The 20,566-nt window shown below is 63.2% G+C and carries 16 protein-coding genes; 9 read left to right on the top strand and 7 right to left on the bottom strand.

The window, feature by feature from the left end; genetic code table 11:
* Nucleotides 1-212: 212 nt before the first annotated feature.
* The gene (locus GXP39_10665) at nucleotides 213-953 is read right to left on the bottom strand and encodes a hypothetical protein (GenBank protein ID NOZ28498.1); all 741 of its coding nucleotides are present in this window, start codon (nucleotides 951-953) and stop codon (nucleotides 213-215) included.
* 250 nt (nucleotides 954-1,203) lie between these two features.
* Here GXP39_10665 and GXP39_10660 point away from each other — a divergent pair, with 250 nt between their 5' ends.
* The gene (locus tag GXP39_10660; GenBank protein NOZ28497.1) at nucleotides 1,204-2,715 is read left to right on the top strand and encodes a glycosyltransferase; all 1,512 of its coding nucleotides are present in this window, start codon (nucleotides 1,204-1,206) and stop codon (nucleotides 2,713-2,715) included.
* Nucleotides 2,716-2,785: 70 nt separating this feature from the next.
* Here GXP39_10660 and GXP39_10655 read toward each other — a convergent pair whose 3' ends face one another.
* The 3 genes from GXP39_10655 to prs form a co-directional block, all read right to left on the bottom strand.
* The gene (locus GXP39_10655; protein ID NOZ28496.1) at nucleotides 2,786-3,214 is read right to left on the bottom strand and encodes a polymer-forming cytoskeletal protein; all 429 of its coding nucleotides are present in this window, start codon (nucleotides 3,212-3,214) and stop codon (nucleotides 2,786-2,788) included.
* A 324-nt stretch (nucleotides 3,215-3,538) separates the two neighbouring features.
* Nucleotides 3,539-4,048 carry a DUF4446 family protein gene (locus GXP39_10650; protein NOZ28495.1) on the bottom strand — a complete coding sequence of 170 codons (510 nt, stop codon included), beginning with the start codon at nucleotides 4,046-4,048 and terminating at the stop codon, nucleotides 3,539-3,541.
* 63 nt (nucleotides 4,049-4,111) lie between these two features.
* Nucleotides 4,112-5,059, bottom strand: coding sequence for a ribose-phosphate diphosphokinase (gene prs, locus GXP39_10645; GenBank protein NOZ28494.1), 948 nt, complete (start codon nucleotides 5,057-5,059; stop codon nucleotides 4,112-4,114).
* Between prs and GXP39_10640 the strand changes: the two genes are divergently transcribed.
* The 3 genes from GXP39_10640 (at nucleotide 5,048) to GXP39_10630 (ending at nucleotide 8,052) form a co-directional block, all read left to right on the top strand.
* Nucleotides 5,048-5,875 (top strand): XTP/dITP diphosphatase, encoded by an 828-nt coding sequence (locus tag GXP39_10640; GenBank protein ID NOZ28493.1) that lies wholly within the window; start codon nucleotides 5,048-5,050, stop codon nucleotides 5,873-5,875. The genes prs and GXP39_10640 overlap by 12 nt on opposite strands.
* Nucleotides 5,875-6,750 carry a DNA methylase gene (locus tag GXP39_10635; GenBank protein ID NOZ28492.1) on the top strand — a complete coding sequence of 292 codons (876 nt, stop codon included), beginning with the start codon at nucleotides 5,875-5,877 and terminating at the stop codon, nucleotides 6,748-6,750. The genes GXP39_10640 and GXP39_10635 overlap by 1 nt, the downstream gene beginning before the upstream one ends.
* 342 nt (nucleotides 6,751-7,092) lie before the next feature.
* Nucleotides 7,093-8,052 carry a M23 family metallopeptidase gene (locus GXP39_10630; GenBank protein NOZ28491.1) on the top strand — a complete coding sequence of 320 codons (960 nt, stop codon included), beginning with the start codon at nucleotides 7,093-7,095 and terminating at the stop codon, nucleotides 8,050-8,052.
* Between the two features lie 97 nt (nucleotides 8,053-8,149).
* Here the strand turns inward: GXP39_10630 and GXP39_10625 are convergent, their stop codons facing one another.
* Both GXP39_10625 and GXP39_10620 read right to left on the bottom strand, forming a co-directional pair.
* The gene (locus GXP39_10625) at nucleotides 8,150-9,388 is read right to left on the bottom strand and encodes a glycosyltransferase (protein NOZ28490.1); all 1,239 of its coding nucleotides are present in this window, start codon (nucleotides 9,386-9,388) and stop codon (nucleotides 8,150-8,152) included.
* A gap of 30 nt (nucleotides 9,389-9,418) precedes the next feature.
* Nucleotides 9,419-10,660, bottom strand: coding sequence for a glycosyltransferase family 4 protein (locus GXP39_10620; GenBank protein NOZ28489.1), 1,242 nt, complete (start codon nucleotides 10,658-10,660; stop codon nucleotides 9,419-9,421).
* Nucleotides 10,661-11,174: 514 nt separating this feature from the next.
* On the opposite strand from GXP39_10620, the gene GXP39_10615 reads away from it, so the two are divergent.
* The 5 genes from GXP39_10615 (at nucleotide 11,175) to GXP39_10595 (ending at nucleotide 17,329) form a co-directional block, all read left to right on the top strand.
* Nucleotides 11,175-12,242 (top strand): LacI family transcriptional regulator, encoded by a 1,068-nt coding sequence (locus tag GXP39_10615; GenBank protein NOZ28488.1) that lies wholly within the window; start codon nucleotides 11,175-11,177, stop codon nucleotides 12,240-12,242.
* Between the two features lie 74 nt (nucleotides 12,243-12,316).
* Nucleotides 12,317-13,726, top strand: coding sequence for an ABC transporter substrate-binding protein (locus tag GXP39_10610; protein ID NOZ28487.1), 1,410 nt, complete (start codon nucleotides 12,317-12,319; stop codon nucleotides 13,724-13,726).
* Entirely contained in the window at nucleotides 13,723-14,661 is a 939-nt protein-coding gene (locus GXP39_10605) for a sugar ABC transporter permease (protein ID NOZ28486.1), read from the top strand. Before GXP39_10610 ends, GXP39_10605 begins: the two co-directional genes overlap by 4 nt.
* Nucleotides 14,662-14,782: 121 nt before the next feature.
* Nucleotides 14,783-15,634 carry a carbohydrate ABC transporter permease gene (locus GXP39_10600; protein ID NOZ28485.1) on the top strand — a complete coding sequence of 284 codons (852 nt, stop codon included), beginning with the start codon at nucleotides 14,783-14,785 and terminating at the stop codon, nucleotides 15,632-15,634.
* 306 nt (nucleotides 15,635-15,940) lie between these two features.
* The gene (locus GXP39_10595; protein NOZ28484.1) at nucleotides 15,941-17,329 is read left to right on the top strand and encodes an FAD-dependent oxidoreductase; all 1,389 of its coding nucleotides are present in this window, start codon (nucleotides 15,941-15,943) and stop codon (nucleotides 17,327-17,329) included.
* A 1,268-nt stretch (nucleotides 17,330-18,597) separates the two neighbouring features.
* Here GXP39_10595 and dnaA read toward each other — a convergent pair.
* Complete coding sequence (gene dnaA / locus GXP39_10590) at nucleotides 18,598-19,974, bottom strand: chromosomal replication initiator protein DnaA (GenBank protein ID NOZ28483.1); 1,377 nt, start codon at nucleotides 19,972-19,974, stop codon at nucleotides 18,598-18,600.
* Nucleotides 19,975-20,566 lie beyond the last annotated feature (592 nt).

Below are 20,566 nucleotides of genomic sequence, written 5' to 3'. Positions count from 1 at the left end.
CCCCTCCGGAAAAAGCCCTTCTTCTGCCTTCGACCTGCCCGGCCTCGGCCCGGGTCCTTCGGGAAGGGCCGAGAAAGGCTGGCGCAGGCCGGAAAAGTGAGATTTCCGTGGAGGGGAGGCCCCCTCCACACCTCCCCCTGTGGAGAGTGACCCAACGGACACAGAAAAGAGGCCGGGGGAATTCCCGGCCTCTCTCGTTCCGGAACCCCGGCTCACGCCGGCAACAACTTATCCGCCACCAGGCTGGCCAGGAACGTGCGCTCCCCAGCCGTGACGAACCGCACGACGACCCGGGCATCGTCCCCTTCGGGGATGACGGAGACCACCTCGCCCGGGCCAAAGGCCGTGTGAGTCACGGCCATCCCGGCCGCGTATCGAGGCTGCTTCCGCCTCCTGCGCGGGCGAGACGGCGGGGGCGCGGCCTGCAGCGAGGCCACGATCGCCGCCTCCCGATCACGCCACAGCTCGGCGTAGAGAGCGAGATCCTCCGGGGTGCGCACTCGCCGGATGATCGTCTCACATCGGCGACGCGCCTCGTCCAGCTGGGCGAGCAGCCGTCGACGCTCACCCCGCGAGCGCTTCTCCTGTGCAATCCGCCGGGATGCCCGCCCCAGCTCCGCGCTCAGCTCCCGCAACGATCGCCCCGGCTGCTCGCTGATCACCGGGATGCGAACCAACGCCACGCCGTTCAGGCGACACAACTCCGCCCGGGTCTGATCCCGCTGCTCCTCCTCCAGCAGCTCCCAATCGCTCAAGAACTTGCGGCCCTTCCCCCGCAGCCCGACGAACCGGATCGCGATCCCGATCTCGGGATAAAGCACATCGAGCTTCAGGCGACGACGGGTGCTCGGGTTCACCAGCCACGGCGGGCTCACGTCCTCCTCCCGCTCAAATCCCTCGAACACGCGAGCCAGGATCTCCCGCCAGGCCATCACATTCAACGCGACGGACACCTTTATCCTCCTCGATCCACAAGCTGGACACGATCATAATCACGCCCGAACAGCCTGTCAAGCCAAACATCCACCTGATCGTATATTCTTTTGGCCTATCCGCAAAAGCGTCACCTGATCCAGCACTCGCCTGCAGCCCACATCGGCATGCGCGCCAAAGGGACGCGCACCCCTCCCTTCGCCAGAAATTTGTACGTTCCTCGGATTGCCGCTATACTTGTTTCTTGTGCGCTAAGGAGGCACTGAAGCCGTGTGGATCATCGCTGCGATCTATCTGGTTGCGGTCATCTGGCTAACCATATACGGGAGCAACGGCCTGTGGCTGACGTTTCGCTACTGGCGAACCCGGCACTTTCGGCCTACAGCCCCCCCTCTATCGGATCCTCCCACCGTCACGATCCAGCTGCCGATCTTCAATGAGCTCCACGTCGTCGAACGGCTGCTCGACGCCGTCGTGAGATTGGACTACCCGCGCGATCGCCTTCAGATCCAGGTGCTGGACGACTCTACCGACGAGACCGTCACGCTGCTACAGACGCTGGTCAACCGCTATCGACAGCAAGGGGTGGACATCGATCTGATCCATCGAGATCGCCGGGAGGGCTACAAGGCGGGCGCGCTGGCCCAGGGGCTGGCCGCCGCCAAGGGGGAGTTCATCGCCGTATTCGACGCCGACTTCGTGCCCCCACGTGATTGGCTGAAACGGACCGTCGCCCACCTGGCCGCCCACCCGGACGCGGGGTTCATCCAGACCCGCTGGGGCCATATCAACGACACCTACTCGCCCCTCACCATGGCCCAGGCCATCATCCTGGACGGTCACTTCGCCATCGAGCACACGGCGCGACACAGATCGGGCTACTTCATGAACTTCAACGGGACCGCCGGCCTGTGGCGGCGAGCGTGCATTGAGGAAGCCGGCGGATGGCAGGGAGACACGCTGACGGAGGACCTGGACCTGAGCTACCGGGCACAGCTGGCCGGCTGGCGTGCGCTCTACCTGCCCGACGTGGTGGCGCCGGCGGAGATCCCGCCGCAGATGGCCGCCTTCAAACGACAGCAGTTCCGCTGGGCCAAGGGATCGGTCCAGTGTCTGCGGCGGCTGGCCCTCCCCATCTGGCGAAGCCGGGCCCCTCTGCACGTGCGCCTACAGGGGCTTATCCACCTGAGCGGCTACCTGGCCCACCCTCTGATGCTCGTCGTCCTGGTGCTGAGCCTGCCGCTGATCTGGTGGGGCTGGCCCGCCCGGCTGCCCCTGGCCCCCCTCAGCCTGGCCAGCCTGGGGCCTCCACTGGTCTTCACCGCCTCTCAGTACGTGCTTTATCGGCGTGGCCCACAGAGGATGCCCTGGTGGCGCCGTGCCCTGTACGTCCCCCTGGTGCTCCTGCTGGGGGCCGGGCTGGCCTCCAACAACACGCGGGCGGTGATGGAGGCGCTACTGGACCGCTCCAGCGAGTTTCGCCGCACTCCCAAGTTCCGCGTGGAGCAGCGGCAGGATCATTGGGCCGACAAGCGTTACGCCCTGAGCCTCTCGGCGGACGTCGCGCTTGAGATCTTCTGGGCCCTCTATGCGGTGGCCACCATGGCGGCCGCCTGGGCACGTGGCCTCACCTGGGGGCTTCCGTTCCTCAGCCTGTACGCGTGCGGATTCATCCTGGTCTCCGCCGTGAGCCTGTGGCAAAATCGCCAACGACGCGTTCAGCTCTCGGCCAGGCGTCCCAGAGCCTGGGCCCCATCGCCGGGGGCCACCTCCACCCGCTGATCCCTCCAAACGCAAAAAGGCCCGTCCATGGACGGGCCCATCGCGATCGACCTTTGCCAGCTGAAACGGACTAGAGGGAGTGCTCCCCCTCCAAAACCGGGATCGCAGCCCCCTCAGGCTGGGGGATGATGAAGGGCTCCTCGGGAACCTGTCCCTGCATGATGAGTTCGCCGCTGATGAATCCACCATCGTCGAGCAGGAAGGAAGCCACGCGCACCGTCCCCCAGATGCGTCCTCCCTCCAGCAACTCCACCCGGTCTGCGGTGATCATCCCCTTGAACGCCCCGGAGACCGAGACGGTGCGAGCATAAATATCCGCCATCACCCGACCACTGGCGGTGATGATCACATTCGCGGGCGTTTCGATCGTCCCTCCCTCCACCACGCCGTCGATCCGCACACTGCCCTCGCAGCGCAGATGTCCATTCAAGGTGGCCCTCGGCCCGATCACGACCTCAATGGCATCCGGTTCAGGCCCTTGGTGATTTCGACTGAACATAGGCAGCGTCCTTTCCCCACCCCCAGCCACACCACGTACACGTGGCGACTTTATCCTGGGATCGTATGAGCCACTCCCGAGAATCTCAGGAGCCCATCTGCATCCATATTCCAATAAATACTATAGCTCTTTAAGCCCGTTCTGTCAACCCACATTTTCGCGGTGATCGCCGCACCATACCACGGGAACTCCGCTTTCCCAACTTCGACCCTCTTCGAAGGATCTGGGCCGAGGCCGGGCGGGTCAGAGGCGGACGAGAGGCGTCTTCCGGAGGGGCGAAGCTCCTCCCCATAGCCGGAGCAACAAGCCCTCTCAGGCACGCTCTCAGGCCGATGCCACCGGCTCCTGGCGGTTGAACGCCTGCTGGATCGCCGCCCGCTCCTCGTCGGTCAGCGGGTACGGCGACTCCCAGCCGGTCAGCGGCTTGGCGTACACCCGCGTGCCCTCCCGGGCATGCAGGCTGGTGATCACCACGCCGCGCCCCATCGCGTCCGCCAGGGCGATACAGAAACTCTGGTCACCGCCGGTGTTGGAGAACGGGTTAAAGCGCACGATGCCGCAATATTGCAGATGCGTCCGCCCCTCCTCGGCCAGCCGACGCACCATGGCCTCCGCCTCGGCCGCGGAGGCGACGGCACTTCGCACGCTCTCCAGATGCTGGTTCAGCACCTCCTCCAGGCTTCCTCCCTCGGTGCCCTCCACCAGCGCGTCGTACCGCTCCTCCATAACACGAACGCGCCGCCACAGGATGTAGACGACGAAGCCCAGCGCGATCAGAACCAGCAGTATGATCAGCTCAAAAGGCAGTATGTAAGCGGAACGAAACGTATCCAACCTCTCCTCAAATGCTTCGAAATCGCCGCCTCGACGCCCGCCGGGCCGTATCCCGGTGACCCGCTAGGTCAATCGCAGCAAGGCGCTGATCGAGCGCCCGTGATAGATCCGCTCGATCACGTCGGCCAGCAAGGGCGCGATGGACACGACCTGTAGCTTGGGATGCCGCTTCTCAGGCGGCACGTAGATCGTGTCCGTCACGATCAGCTTCGCGATGAGGGGATCGTCCAGCCGCTTCAGGGCCGTCGGCAGCAGCACCGGATGCGTGATCGCCAGGTAGATCCGTGGCTCCGCCCCCGCCTCCACCAAGGCGGGCAGCTGGGTCAATACGCTCCCGCTGGCGATCAAATCGTCGATCACGATGGGCACCTTGCCCTTGATATCCCCTACGACATGGGTGGCCTGGGCCGACTCAAAGCTATCCCGCCGCTTATGCATCACCACCAGCGGCAGGCCCAGGATCTCCGCATACTTCCCCGCCAGCTTGGCCCGCCCCACATCGGGCGCCACGATGGCGGCGTTGCGGAACTCATCGCTCTGGAATTGCTCGGCCAGGATAGGCACGGCCGACAGAGGATCGACCGGGATGTTGAAGAAGCCCTGAATGGCCGGCGCATGCACGTCCACGAAGAGAACCCGGCTGACCCCCAGGGCCTCCAGCATGGTGGCCACCACCTTCGCGCTGATGGCCTCTCGCCCCCGGGTCATACGCTCCTGACGGGCATACGGGAAATAGGGGATCACCGTGGTGATGCTGTGCGCGGACGCCCGGCGGAAGGCATCCACATACAGCAGCAGCTCCATGAGATGCTCGTTCACGGGCGCCGAGCACGGCTGGATAAAGAAGATGTCCTCGCCACGTACCGCCTGGTTGACCTGAACGTGGATCTCCGTATCCGGCAGGCGGGTCGTCGTACAGCTCCCCAAGGTGTGCCCAAGGCACCGCGCCACCTCCTCAGCTAGAGGGCGATTGGCGGTGCCGGAGAACAGGTGCAGCGGATGTTCACCCATCAGCTCTCCTTGTCCTTCGGCCGCGCAGCTCTCCTCCCGACGCATCGAGAGCGCCCGCCCCGCACGACGAAGCGGGCGAGAGAGTGGCTTTGGTTGCCGCACCCGGGATTATATGCTAGGATAACAAGCGGGTCAATTTCCCGGCAAAACAATCCACCCGCTGGAGGGCCCGTGCCACGTCCACAGAAATTGCTGATCGCCACGCGCAACAAGGGGAAGCTGCGGGAGTACCGCCAGATCCTGGCCGATCTCCCCATGCAGATCACCGATTTGGAGACGGAGGGAATCCACGAGGAGGTGGAGGAGACCGGACACACCTTCGCCGAGAACGCGATCCGCAAGGCGACCGCCTACGCACGGCTGAGTGGGCTCTGGACCTGGGCCGATGACTCCGGCCTGGAGGTGGACGCGCTGGATGGCCAGCCGGGCGTTCACTCCGCCCGCTACGCCGGCCCCGACGCCAGCGACGAGGAGCGCTATCGCCTGCTCCTGCAACGCCTGGCCAATGTCCCCCCTGACCGGCGATCCGCCCGCTTCCGATGTGTCATCGCCATCGCCACCCCGGACGGCCGCGTCGAGACGGCCGAAGGCCGCTGCGAGGGGGAGATCACCTCGACGCCGCGCGGCACGCACGGGTTCGGCTACGACCCCGTCTTCTACCTGCCGGAGCGCGGGATGACGATGGCGGAGCTCCCGCCCGAGGAGAAGAACCGCATCAGCCATCGCGCCCGCGCCGCGCAGGCGGCCCGGGCCATCCTGGAACGTATGCTGACAGAACTCGAGGACACGCCCTCTCCCGACCCCAAGGAGGCGTGATGGCGCAACGCCCCTCGCAGCGCGACGCGCCCCAGGGCCGAGATCCCCGAAACCGATTGAACGACCTCAGCGGAGCGGAATGGGTCTACTTCCTGAACTCCGTGGACGTCACCCACTACCCCACACGGGGCCCCGAGTCTTACGGACACGACCTGAGGAAGATCCACCCCTCGCCGAAACCGCCCCAGCTAATGGCGCGCTACATCGAATTCTTCACCCAACGCGGGGGATGGGTACTGGACCCCTTCGCCGGCGTGGGGGGCACGCTGCTGGGATGCGGCCTGCTGACCCGGCAGGGCCGGGAGCGACACGCCGTCGGCATCGAGCTATCCCCCCAGTACGTCGACGTTTACCATGAGGTCTGCCGACAGGAGGGACTGCCCGCACAGACCATGATCTGCGGGGACGCCCGTGACCTGCTGCGCTTCCCCGCCGTGGCCGAGCGCACCTTCGACCTCATCCTGACCGACCCGCCCTATGCGGACATGATGGCCCGACCCAGGTCGGGAGAGCAGCGCAAGCGAACCGGCCAGGCGACGCCGCGCCCGTTCAGCGACCTGGAGGCCGATCTGGGGAACCTGGATCGGGAGAGCTTCCTGGCCACCCTGCGGGACATCCTGGAACAGGCCTTGACGCGGCTACGCCCCAAGGGGCATCTGGTGGTCTTCTGCAAAGACCTGCAGCCCACCGAGGGCGAGCACAACATGCTCCACGTCTACATCACCGAGAATCTGATGACGATCCCCGGCCTGCGTTTTCGAGGGTACAAGATCTGGGCTGACCAGGTGCAGCGCCTCTACCCGTTCGGCTACCCCTACACCTTTGTCGCCAATCAGATGCACCAATTCGCGCTGATCTTCCGCAAAGAGCGCTAAAAATCCCCATGATGGCCCCTCATCCCGTCCTGCACCTTTCCTCTACAGCCGCTCCGTTAGATTTTTGTCAGCTTGCAAGCCTTCCCAAACGCCCGCTCTCATGCTATAATCGTTCGTGCCCGGGAAGGCCCGGGCATCCGTATGCTTCTAGCAGATCTCCCGAACAGGGATCGTATGGAACCCTCACCTACGGATAGTTCGTTTCACATATCTAAGGTTCATGCTTCCGGGACCCCCACTCCGACACCGGCGACATCCTTTCTACGGAGGATCCGGCGTCCCGCCCTTCTTCCCAATGATGCCCCTCCTATCCGCCTGGCCTCTCACCTCGCGCTGTTGCTGGTGGGCATTCTGGTCTTAGGCCTCACGCAGATCCAGTGGCCTGACTGGGAGATCTCCCAATGGCTGCCTACCCCCGCTCCCCAGCCCACGACGACCGCGGACGCCTTCCCACGGACGGCGCGCGGCGGCCCCAGAAGCGGCGTCGGTGGCAGCCTCATGCGCGCGGCGATCCCCATCACGGAGATCCCCGACCGACCGCGCGAGGGGATTATCCGCTATGTAGTCGTCCCCGGCGACACCCTCACCGGGATCGCCAAGAAGTTCGACATCAGTGTGGACACCGTGAAGTGGGCCAACGACCTGGAATTGAACCCGGATCTGCTGCGGGTGGGGCAGGAGCTGGTCATCCTGCCCGTCTCAGGCGTTTACCACGTCGTTGAGGAGGGCGACACGCTGACGGAGATCGCCCGCAAATACAAGGTGACGCCGGAGACCATCGTCAACTATAAGCCCAACGGGCTCAAGAGCATCGACGACCCGCTGCCCAGGGACAAAGTGCTCATCATCCCCGGCGGTATCAAGCCGTGGGTGCCTCCCTACGTGTCGGCTTACAGCGGCCCGATCCCACAGGCCTCCCGCAAGGGCACCGGCCGGTTCGTATGGCCCGTCACCGGTCGCATCACGGCCCTCTTCGGCCAGCTGGTCCAGGGAAAGCCGCATCGCGGCCTGGACATCGGCGCCTGGACGGGCGCCCCCGTGGTGGCCAGCGATTCGGGATATGTCGCCTTCGCAGGATGGGACCGAACCGGATACGGGAACCTGGTGATCATCAACCACGGCAACGGTTATGTCACCTATTATGCGCACTTGAGCAAGATCTTCGTCAAGCGCGGGGAGTCGGTGGCACAAGGGCAGCGGATCGGGTCGGTGGGGAGCACCGGCAACGTCACCGGTCCACACCTGCACTTCGAGATTCGATACCGCAACGTGCACAGGAACCCGTTGGGATTCCTGCCGTAGTCGGTCGGAATAACACAGCGAGAGGAATAAAACAGGCCCGGGTGCGCACCCGGGCCTGTTCGCGTATCCCCTCCATGGCGGGTATCCCCACCCGCCCTCAAACGGAGCGCCACCGGCGGATCAGTTCCGGCTTGGCCTGCATAAACAGCTCCGCCTGCGTCTGCACGACCTCTCGTTCGAACGTGGCCGTGTCCATATCCGCCCCGACGACCACGGTGCCGGCCGTGCGGCCGTAGTAGAGCGGCGTCATGGCGTCGAGCAGCGCCGTGCGATCCAGCCCGCGCTTGTTGAACGCCACCGCGCAGTCGAACAACACGTCCACCCAAAGCTCGGCGGGGAAGTCAAACGCCTCCGGAGAACGACGCGCTGCCTCCTCAACCCGCCGCCACGTGTCCGGCAGCAGCGCCTGACGCAGGATGTCCGCGTGCTCGGCCACGCCGGAGCGGAACCGCTCGATCATCGTGGGCAACGTCACCGAGACCGGCTCCGGCTCGATGTCCTTGGGCTGGCCATACATCGCGGTGGGCTGCACGCGATCCACCGCCTGCCATCGCCGCTCGTAAGTCGCCATCATCCCCAACAGCGTGCCCACCACCTGACGGAACATCGGCCCCAGCGCGGCGGCGGGATCTTTGGGATCATGGATCTTGGCCCCCAGATGCGCCTGGCACACCCGCACATCCTGGTTGATCGCCGTCGTGGTCATCCAGATATCGATCCCGAAGCGCGCCACGTCCGTCTCCCAGACGTCCTGACCCAGATACACGTCCAGGAGCGAGCCCGAGAACCCGAAGTCCCCGCCGATGGGCTGGCGCACGTCCACGCCATACAACATGCGGGTCATGGGATAGCAGATGTTGTTGGTGATGGTGCCATCATACTTGTGGCGCGCATAGAACGGCGTGACATAGCCGAAGCCCTGCCGGATCACCGGGCCCGCCAGCAGCTCGATCCACTCCGGCGTGATGGAGCGCAGGTCGCTGTCCACCACAACACAGGCCTGAGCGCCCAGCCTGCGCGCCGCCTCAAAGATGGCTCGGAAGGCGCTCCCCTTGCCCGGCACCCCCTGATATACCGTGGCGATGACCTGCACGCCGTCGGGCACCGGCGTGCGACGCACCACGTCCGTCGTGCCATCGGTCGAGCCGCCATCGGAGTTGATGAGGACGGGCTTCAGGTCGGGGAAATGCTTCACCATGCCCTCAGCCGCCATCCGGACGACGTGCGCGATCGTCCCCGCGTTGTTGTAGCTGGGGATGCCGACCACGATGTCGGCACGGCCGATCTCCTCCAACTGACGGCGGGCATCCTCGCGCAGAGCAGTTGCATACGCCATGAGCTTCCTCCTAACAGGTTGTGAACGGGCTCAAGCGCCCAGCCCGGCCAATATCCCGGACAGCAACGATTGCAGCGTCTCGAAAGAGAAATGGCGGCGGGCGACCTCGTAGTTGTGGGCTACCATCGCCTCGCACCGCGCCGGATCCGCCAACAGGCCCCGAACCTGGGACACGGCGGCATCCGTGATAGCGCCATCGATCTCCACGAACTGGAATCCCTTGGGGGCGATATCGGCCACATACACCGGGTAACGATTCACCAAGAGCGGTCGTCGGAAGTATACCGCCTCCAACAGCGCGTTGCCGAACCCTTCGATGCGGCTGGGGTACGTGACGAAGTTGGCATGGGGATAGACGTCCCAAAGCGAATACACCTTATGACCATCCCGATACCCCCGCTGCTCCTCCACCCGATCGAAAGCCCAACACACGTCGACGTGGAGGCGCTTCGCCTCCGCCTGCAGGCGCCGAAAATACTCCATGCCCTCATCGCCGGGCGGATGGGTCACCACCAATTCACAGCCCGGAAGGTCCAACCGGGCGACCAATTCCATCGCCAGCTCGATCCCCTTGCGAGGGATGATGCGCGTCGGCTGCAGGATCAGGGCATCGTCCGGGGCCAACCCGATGGCCCGGCGAAAATCAGCGCCATACGCGTCCGCTTCCGGCGGCGTAGCGAAGTCGAACACGTTGGGAACGACGACGCTCTCCAGCCCTCGGCGCCGCCTTAACGCCGCCTGTGCCAGGGAGTTGATGACCACGTGGTGCACGTTCGGCAGGTCCGGCGGGAAGCAGCGATCCAACAACGCCTGTACGCGAGTGTGCTGATAGCGCGGCCGCTCCCAGTAGAAATCATGATGATGAGCGATGGTCGGAAGGCCTGTCTCCTCCAACACACTCGTCAGGGCCACCCCCAGCGGCAGGTTCATGGGGATGGCCAGCGCGTTCTCCACGATGATGAGCTCCACCCGAAAGTCGCGCAGGAACCGCCGAAGCGCGTCCCGCAGCGGCCGGGCATGTTCGGCGATCCGAGCGTCCAGGGCCGGATCAGGCGCGTCCCCGTCGAACGCCCGGCGGGCCGTCTCCCGAGCGATCGGGTGGAGGAGATGCATCTCCGGCACCTCCCGCCCGGGCCGGAACTCCGGTCCCAGCTCCCCGGCCAGGAAAACGCACGTATGGCCCATACGCCGCAGCACGCGAGCCCACTTCTCCGTCTCCAGGGAGACGCCGTCGGTGCCCGCCAAGCGTTTACTGACGAAGCCTATCCGCATACCCACCTCGATCGATCAAGAGCGGCACTGCCCCGCTCAGAAGATGATCACTCACCGCCCCCGGATCAGAGGTATTGTCGCCGGCAACGAGCACGCTGTCAAGCCCCCATCCAGCGCGATTCCTCGCATCCCGCCGCGAAATCGTAGAGGGCGCTGGGGGGAAGAAACGAGGGAGGGAGGATCTCCGCGTCCCCGGCATCCCCAGGGCACATCAAGCATGCGCGCAGCGCTTATGGGGGATCATCGCGAGGTACCCTATTCGCATCAACTCAACAGCATGGGCGAGGCCCTCGCCTGTCGCCTTTTCCCTCCACGGGCGGCCGCACCTGAAAGGGGATGTGCGGAGGGACGCCCCTCCGAGCTACCCCAGAGATGCGGGGCCACGCTTCCGCATCGCTTAACTCGATACAATGGGGGATCATCGCGAGGCACCCTATTGACACGCCTCCGTATTTATGATAAAGTATAAATTGCCACCGGTGGCAATTCCTCGCAGAGAGCAAGAGAGTGCACCATGCCTCGGCGTAAAGTCACCATTTCTGACATCAGCCGGGATGCCGGCGTCTCCAAACGAACCGTCTCCCGCGTGCTTAACAACTCCCCACTCGTCAGCAAAACCACACGAGAGCGCGTGCTCGCCTCCATTCGCCGGCTCAACTACCAGCCCGACATCATCGCCCGCAGCCTGGCCGGTGGCAAGAACCGGATCCTGGGGGTCTTCGTATACGAGTCGAGCTTTCCCCTGGAGCCTCCCGACTTCTACTACCGATTCCTCCTGGGCATTCAGGCCGAGGCCCAGGCACGTGACTACAACGTGTTGCTGTACACGCGCCATCTCGACTCCGGGCAGCCCAGAAGCGTCTACATGGAAGGCGTGAACACGCTGCAGATCGCCGATGGCAGCGTGCTCTTGGGCGTGCAGACGAACCACGAGGACCTGCGCCGGCTGTGCGAGGAGGAGTATCCCTTCGTGTACATCGGGCGCCGGGATGTCCCCGGATGCGAGATGGACTACGTGACCGCCGACTACGCGGCGACGACCAAGCGGATCGTCCAGGAGCTCTTCGAGAGGGGACACCGGCGCATCGCGTATTGGCGCTCGGAAGTGATGCGAGAGCCCAGCATCGATCGACTCGAGGGGTTTCTGGAAGGGATGGAGACGCTTGGACTGCCGGCCGAATGGGTGATCAGCGCCGAAATGGGGGCCGAATCCCCGACGCCTGATGACGGGGAAGAGGGCAAGCGTTCGCCCACTCCGGTCGCCGAGCTATACGCTCAGGGCGTGACCGCGATCATCGCGAGCAGCGCCGATAAGGCGCTGTGCTGCCTGGAGGCAGCGGAGAAGGCCGGCATACGTATCCCAGAAGACCTCTCCCTGGTGGCGCTCAGCGATCCCCTGGACCCCGCCTTTCGTCGATATCCTCCGCTGACACATCTTTCCGTTCCCCGCCGTGAGATGGGACGCGTCGCAGTCCAGATGCTGGTAGATCGCCTTGAGGGAAAGGTTGACGGCCCTCAGTCTCGATGTTTGCACTGTCGGGTGGTGGAGGGAGCGACGGTCCGCACACTATCCGACTCGTAATGTCGGGCATCCTTCATCGGGCTGCATGAACAGCCCCCACTCAGCAGCCCCCACACAGTAAGGGAGGAGGAAAGATGAAAACCCCCATAAGCCGACGGGAGTTCCTGCGCCTGTCCACCGGACTGGCCGTGGGAGCGGCGCTGGCAGCCTGTGCGCCCCCGGCTGAGCAGCCGCCCGAGGAAGCGGCCAAGGAGGCCGAGGAAGCACCGAAGCCCGCCAAGGAGGAAAAGGTCACCGTCTACTGGATGAACTGGTGGGGAGGGGCCCGTGAGCCGCTCATGCTCGAGATCATCTCCCGCTTCGAGGAGGAGAACCCCGACATCCACGTGGAAAACCAGCTTCAGCCATGGGACAATCGGGCGCAGCGGGCAGCCACGGCGATCGCCAGCAGAAATCCCCCCTCGTTGATCATGGTCACTCGCATAGAGGCCCAAAAGTTCGCCCACGAGGGGCTGATCGTCCCCATCGATCCGTACATCGAAGCCAACGACATCGACGTCTACGAGATCTTCTATCCCAGCGAGATCAACAATTGCAAATGGGCGGATCAATTCTGGAGTTACCCCCTCCCCACCGGCGGCGGGGCGACCTGCATCTGGTTCTACAACAAGAACGTGTTCCGTGACGCAGGGCTGGATCCCGAAAAGCCGCCTCAGACCTGGCAGGAGGTGGAAGAGGTCATCAAGGCCACGACCGTGATCGAGGACGGGGTGATCCAGAAGATCGGCCTCGCCGCGGTGAACAACTACCACTTCCCCGCCTGGCTCTACTGCAACAACGGCAAGTACTACAGCGACGACTCCAAGCAGCTCCTTTTCAACCAGCCCGAGGGCGTGGAGACCCTGGAGTGGATGGCGCGCATCATCCACGAGTACTACGGCGGCATCGAGGCCTTTAACGCCTTCTTCGAGGGCGTGAACATGCAGAGCGCCGACTACCCCTTCTACACGGACACGCTCGCCCTCCTGCCCTCCGCCGTCTGGAACTTCTTCCACTTCGAGACCTTTGACCCCGAGATGTACGCGGATCCGAACCAGTGGGGGGTGCTCCTCGTGCCCTACAACGGCAACAACCCCGAGGCGAAATCCACCGGCATCTCGGGCTTCCACTTCGCCTGGAACCAGGTCATCCCCAAGGGGCTGGACAAGAAGGTCCAGGATGCGGCCTACAAGTGGCTGGAGTTCTTCACCGTGAGAAAGGAGGGCGGCTGCTGGTTCCTCTTCGAGCAGCACCGTCCCTCCCCCGTAAAGGCCTGCAACGAGAATCCGGCGTACTACGAGGGCAACCCCTACTGGGACACGGTGCTCAAAGGGCTGGAGATCGACGTCAGCGTGCCGGTCACCCCGGTTCAGAGCGAGATCGCGGCCCTGGTGAACGAGGCGCTGGACGAGGTGTGGTTCGGCATGAAGGAGCCCAAGGAGGCCCTCAACTGGGCGTACGACAAGGCCCAGCCGATCCTGGACAAGTTCTGGAGCGAGACATGACGGCCACAAGCGACTTGGCCCGTACGAGCGAGAGCCGGGTGCTTACCCCGCGATGGCGGAATCGCCATCGCCACTGGATCGGATGGCTCTTCATCCTGCCGTGGTTCATCGGCTTCTTGTGCTTCGACGTGTTGCCCTTCTTCCTCAACCTCTATCTGAGCTTCACGGACTTCTCGGTGGGAGCCCGACTCCCCAATTGGGTCGGCCTGGCCAATTACAAGGAGATGGCGGGAGGCGACCATCTCATCGGCATCAGCTTTAAGAACACCGTCTACTACATGGGGTTCAGCGTGCCGCTACTGATCATCTTCGCCTTCTCGCTAGCCCTCCTCCTCAACGCCAACATCCGCGGCCGGGGGATCTATCGCACCATCTACTATTTACCCTCCCTGGTGCCCGTCGTCGCCGCCTCGATCATCTGGCTGTTCATGCTGCGGACCCGAGGAGGGCTCGTCAACCTGGCCCTGGGGCTGGTCGGCCTCGGGCCCGTGCCGTGGCTGAGCAGACCGGAGTGGGCCAAGCCGGCGCTGATCCTGATGAGCCTGTGGGGATTCGGCGGACAAATGGTCATCTACCTCGCCGGGCTGCAGGGCATCTCACAGGAGCTCTACGAAGCGGCCGAGATCGACGGCGCCAGCGGCCGGCAGAAGCTGATCCACATCACCGTCCCCCTGATGACCCCCACCATCTTCTTCAACCTGATCATGGGGATCATCGGCTCCTTCCAGGTGTTCACCGCCGCGTTCATCATGACGGGTGGAGGCCCGCTCAACTCGACGCTCTTCTACATGCTCCACCTCTACAACAACGCCTTCAACTACTTCAAGATGGGCTACGCGTCGGCCATGGCCGTGGTGCTGTTTTTCATTATCCTGACGCTCACGTTGATCGTGAACTGGACGTCCGAGCGATGGGTGTACTATGACACCGGCTGAGCGCGTCACCGGCCACTCCGCTGCGAGAGCAGGAAGCCCCATCCTGCTGGCACCTTCGCTCGAGGTCGATCGGCGAACCGTATCGAGGGTACAGGCTTGTGAAGAGGCATAGGGGGGATCGATGACCATTTCCATCCGCCAGGAGCGCGTCATCCATCATGGTCTCATCTATCTTATCGTTACAGCGGGGGCCATCGTCATGCTTTTCCCGCTGCTGTGGACCGTCTCCACCTCGCTGAAGACGCCCGATCAACTGGTGTACACCCGCATTGAGCTGATCCCCGATCCCATCGCCTGGGAGAATTACATCAAGGTATTCGAAATCGCCCCGGTGCTCCGGTACTTCCGCAACACCATGATCATCGTCCTCTGCGCGGAGTTCGGATCCCTGGTGGTGTGCTCCCTGGTGGCCTACGCCTTCGCCCGCATCCCCTTCCCAGGCCGGAACCTCATGTTCGTGCTGCTGCTGAGCAGCATGATGCTGCCCGGCGTGGTCACGCTGATCCCCTTCTTCATCATATTCGACCGCCTGGGCTGGATCAACACGTTCCTCCCGCTCATCGTGCCGCGGTTCCTGGCCCACAATCCCTTTTACATCTTCCTGATGCGCCAATTCTTCCGGGGCGTGCCACAGGACCTGTCCGACGCCGCGCGGATCGATGGCTGCTCCGAGTTCGGCATCTGGTGGCGCATCGTGATGCCGGTCTCCAAGCCGGTGCTGGCAGCCGTGGCGATCTTCACCTTCCAGTGGATCTGGAACGACTTCCTCTACCCGCTGGTCTACCTGGGGGGCAACAAGGATCTGTGGACGCTGGCCCTGGGGCTGAACAGCCTGAAAGGCATGGAAGGGGATGTGACGACGCACTATCAGATGGCGTTCTCGGTATTGATGATCATCCCCATGGTGATCATCTTCGCCTTCGGCCAGAAGTACTTCATACGAGGCATCACCTTCTCCGGGTTGAAGGGATAACTTCGAACGTGGCCCTCCAGGGAGACGAGACCCACCAGGCGTGTACAGCCCCCGAGATCTGCGACGATACAGAAAAAGGGCAGCCGATGCGCTGCCTTTTCTGATGCCGGCCCGCACGGGGCAACACCATACGGGAATGCGACGCCGGGAGGATGTCGCCCCCCGACCACCCCGCGGGGGCCACTCACGGCCCGGCGGTGAGAGACGACGGAGATCAGCGACGCGAGCCAACGGAAGCGCAGGAAAGTGCCATCCGTCAACCCTCGGTGTAGAATAGGCTGAGAAAGGGAAAGTCAGGAGGATACCATGCCACAAAGGATCACCGAACCCGCACGAGAGCTGCCTGTTGTCGAGGAGGCCGACGTCGTGGTCGCCGGCGGGGGGCCGGGCGGGCTACCCGCGGCCATCGCGGCGGCGCGCCATGGGGCTCGCGTCGTCCTGATCGAGCGCTACGGGTTCCTGGGGGGGTTGGCCACCGCCGGCCTGGTCGCGCCCATCCTCGGTCACACCGCCTCACACAGCACAACCCCCATCGTGGAAGGGCTGCTGAAGGAGGTCACCGAGCGCATGCACGCCCTGGGCGGCGCGCCCACCTGGGAGGAGGCCTGCCAGGAGTGGGGCATCCGATTCGACGCGGAGGCCTTCAAATATGTGGCCGACGAGATGGTCCAGGAGACGGGGGTGAACCTCCTGCTCCACGCGCTCGTCACCGACGCCATTCTGGAGGATGGCCGGATCCGGGGGGTCATCGTCGAGAGCAAATCCGGGCGCCAAGCCGTCCTGGGCAGGGTCGTGATCGACGCGACGGGGGATGCCGACGTCGCCTTCCGGGCCGGGGCCCCGACGAAGCAAGGGCGCGCCTTCGACGGCCGCGTGCAATCGATGGGCTCTTTTATCCACCTGGGCGGCGTCCCCAGGCTGAGCCAGGAGGAGCGAACAGCAGCCGTGGAGAAGGTCCGCCAGGCCATGGAAGCCGGGCGATTCCGCTTCTACAATCCGAACTTCGCCAACCGCAACACCATGCAGGATGACTTCTTCTCGCCGAATATGACCCGATGGGCAGGCGACCCGACGAACGTGCGCGATCTGACCCGGGCCGAGCAGGGGATCCGCCGCGAGAGCTGGGAGCTCCTCCAGTTCCTACGGGAGGAGGTGCCCGGGTTCGAGGGGGCCTATCTGCGGCTCATCGCGCCACAGGTGGGGGTTCGGGAAAGCCGCCAGATCGTGGGCGACTATACGTTGACGGGACAGGACGTGCGGCAGGGACGCAAATTCGACGACGCCATCGCACGCGGCTCGTGGTGGATCGACATCCACTGCCCCATGGGGCACACGTACCCCGTGCACCTGTGCGTCATCGAGTGCCCGCGAGAGGAGCGATGTCCCTTCTGGGCCGCGGAGCATGACACGTCCATGCTCGCAAAGAAGGACCTATACCCGCCCGACGACGACTGGTATGACATCCCGTATCGATGCCTGGTCCCAAAGGGCGTGGACGGCCTGCTCGTCTCCGGGCGCTGCATCTCGGCCACGCACGAGGGCATGGCCGGCGCACGCGTGATGGGCACGTGCATGGCGATCGGGCAGGCGGCAGGGACCGCGGCCGCACTGGCCGTGCGGGGAGACCTCTCCCCACGCGAGGTCAACGTGGAGGAGCTCCGACGGATGCTCCGATCCGACGGCGCCCTCGTGTGAGCGCCGGACGCCTCCAAGCGCGCACGCGAGGAAAGCCCCGTCCTGCTGTTCCCGGGGGCTGGGGGATCACCTCCGGCCCCCCTTCCCTTCACCCGCCTGGGCCGGGCCCGACCTGCCACGGGAGCGGGACAAAGGCCATAATCAGCTCCCGGACCCCCGGTGTGAATTATCCACAATCCATCCAATAAATAATGCTATATTTCGGCCATCCCCCCGCCGCACCGCATAAACCCATGCGGGGTGCCCCCCACGTATACCGCCAGCCATCCTGTGTGCATGCGATCAAGACAGGGAACCTGGGAACCCCTAACCACCCCGCCCGAAAGTTATCCACAACCCATCCATTAAATAATACTACATTTTGGACGTCCGCGTGATCGCACCCCCCGCTCCCCTCCACGAGAACGAGCAGAACGCACTTCTTCCAGAAAACCCTGCTACAGTTATCCACAGCTCGTCTAGTAAATAATACTACATTTTTGGACGCTCATCCCGCTGCCCTATCCAGTCGCGCTTCACATGGCTCCACGGCCCGCCCCCGCCCCCTTCCTGTCCCAATCAACTCCCTGATGACGGATGGAGGACCGCGTTTCCACCAGAAAACCCTGCTACAGTTATCCACAGTGCATCCAATAAATAATACTATATTTTTAGGGCTCCGCTTTTCGGTCTCCCCGCCCTAGCAGGACTTCCCCCCGGCCGGGGGGAGACCACATTTCCACCAGAAAACTCTACTACAGTTATCCACAATACGTCTAATAAATCATATTACGTTTCTCGCAAATCTCTTAACCGTACAGACGATCCAAGGGAAATTATCCACACGCCAACCCAAAATATCCAATAAATAATACTTGCATTTTAGAGATGAAAAAAGGCCCTCCCGGGCCTACGCGGCGACATCCCGTCTCAACACGTATATCATCCAATAAATACCACTACACTCTCGGTGTCCCCTCTATGTCCCCCACCCGAGACCTGTGGAAATCTTCCCGGCTGCCGCCGCCTTGCGTCCAATATATAGTACTACACTTCTGTGGCCACACGAGGAGTGGGGTGTAGCGCGGATATCCCAATGGGAGTTATCCACAATTGCAGTGGGTTTTCCCCAGAACTAGCCCACTTATCCACATATCACCACCCTCACCGCCTGTTTTCCACAAGCCCGACGGCTCGCGAAAACAGGCCGCGAGGAGACGGTATGTGACATCTACGAGGTCACATCACAGGAGTTGAAACGGGGATCACCGGCTCGGAACGATCGATCTTCACCCCCCCGTCGTCAGCAATTGCTCTCGCAACGCCATCACACGACGGTGAAGCGCGTCGTCGGTCTCGATCATCTCCTTCATCTTCTCGACGCCGTGGATGATCGTCGTGTGATCGCGATTGAGCAAATTGCCGATCTGAGGGTAGGAGAAATCGAAGTCCGTCCGGAGGAGATACATCAGCACCTGCCGGGCCAGAGATACTTCCTTGCTACGGCCTCGCCCGGTGAGCTGCTCCGCGGTCAACCCGAAAAACCGGGCGACCAGGGAGATGATCTGCTCGGGCGGCAGGTTCGCCTGCGGAGGCGTCAAGTCCTCCAGGACCGCGTACACCAGCTCCGAGGAGATGGGGACGTTTCGGACCCGCGCCTCGGCGACGACCCGGTTCAGCACCCCCTCGAGGTCCCGAATATTCGTGCGCACATGCTGCGCGATCGCCATGATGATCTCGCTGGACAACCGCATGTTCATCATGGCCACCTTAGCCTCAAGGATCGCCGCCCGCACTTCCAGGCCGGGAGGTTTGATATCCACACACAGCCCGCCGTCAAAACGGGACCGCAACCGCTCCTCCAACGTGGTCATGGCCTTCGGCGGGCGATCGCTGGTCAACACGATCTGCTTATTCGCGGCGTGCAGCGCGTTGAAGGTGTGGAAGAACTCCTCCTGAGTGCTCTCCTTCCCAGCGATGAACTGGATATCATCGATGAGCAACACATCGGCCGTGCGATATTTGTTGCGGAAGGACTCCGTATCATGCATGCGAATGGCCGCGATCAAATCGTTGGTGAACTCCTCCGAGGTGACGTACAGGATATCGGCCCCCCGCTCCAGGGTACGATGGCCGATGGCGTGCAGCAGGTGGGTCTTCCCCAAACCGACGCCGCCGTAGATGAACAACGGATTGTACTCCTGCCCGGGATGGTCCGCCACCGAGAGGGCGGCGGCATGAGCCAGGCAGTTGCTATCCCCCACGATGAAGGTGTCAAAGGTGTATCGGGGGTTCAAATAGTACCGCCCGTTATCCGACACGGGCTCCATCACATCTTCCCATTGGGGCACCGCACGCAGCAAAGGCGTCTCCTTCTCGGTGGCATTAGGCCGCTCCGCGGGCGCATACACCGTGAAGCGCAGCTCCACTGAACGTCCGGCAATGCTCTCCAACACCCGCCGGATGACCCCGTACAGGCGGTGCTCCAGCCAATCCTTGGCGTACGCGTTGGGGACACCGATCACGAACATCCCGTCCTCATAGGCGACGAGGCGACTGTCCCTTAACCACGTGTCATAGGTGGCGCGAGCCACGCGCAACTGGAGCTCGCCTTTGGCGGCCTGCCAGAGTTCCTCAGCGCTTAGAGAACTTGCCGTGTCGTTCATGATGTCCTCCCCCGCCACCTGCGATGGTAAGCGACGTGTCGCACCGGCCTCCCCACCAGGTCGGCGAGCCCTCATCCGGTGAAAACCTGCACACCCATGCATACCACGTCGGCAGAAGCTTCCAGCGCTTACCTACTGAAGAGCCCATCGAGCCAGAGGAAGAGGTCCTCCAAAACCGATCACCGTAGGGTGACAGAAGCAAGGCGGCTGCCCGGCACAGACAAGAGGGACTGCCCATGCCCCGCCAGAAGACACGCCTCCTCTTTCCTTTTGACCAACCTGTGGTAGAATAACCTTCGAGGTGAAGCCTCTTAACTCTCCTTGCAGTGGCGGAGGATTCTACCAAACAATTGGCGAGGAGGCAATCGCCTTCATCCCCATTTTCCCGCTTTCTTATGTGAAACCTGGGGCAACCCCCATCCAAGGGCCTTATCCTCCGACCACTAGCTATCGAGGTCGCACAAACATTTTCTACTGTATATTGTGGACCGTCTAGAAAATAGCACTTAAAAATCTTAAAGTCTTACCGCCGCGAAACTTTAAGGTAGACTTTCGCCAAGGAGGAGACCATCATACGCCGATCGTCAGCCAT

The organism is Chloroflexota bacterium, from assembly GCA_013152435.1.
In the GTDB taxonomy this organism is placed as follows: Bacteria; Chloroflexota; Anaerolineae; order DUEN01; family DUEN01; genus DUEN01.
Note: the sequence above shows the minus strand (reverse complement) of the source record. Positions and strands in the feature narration are given on the sequence as shown.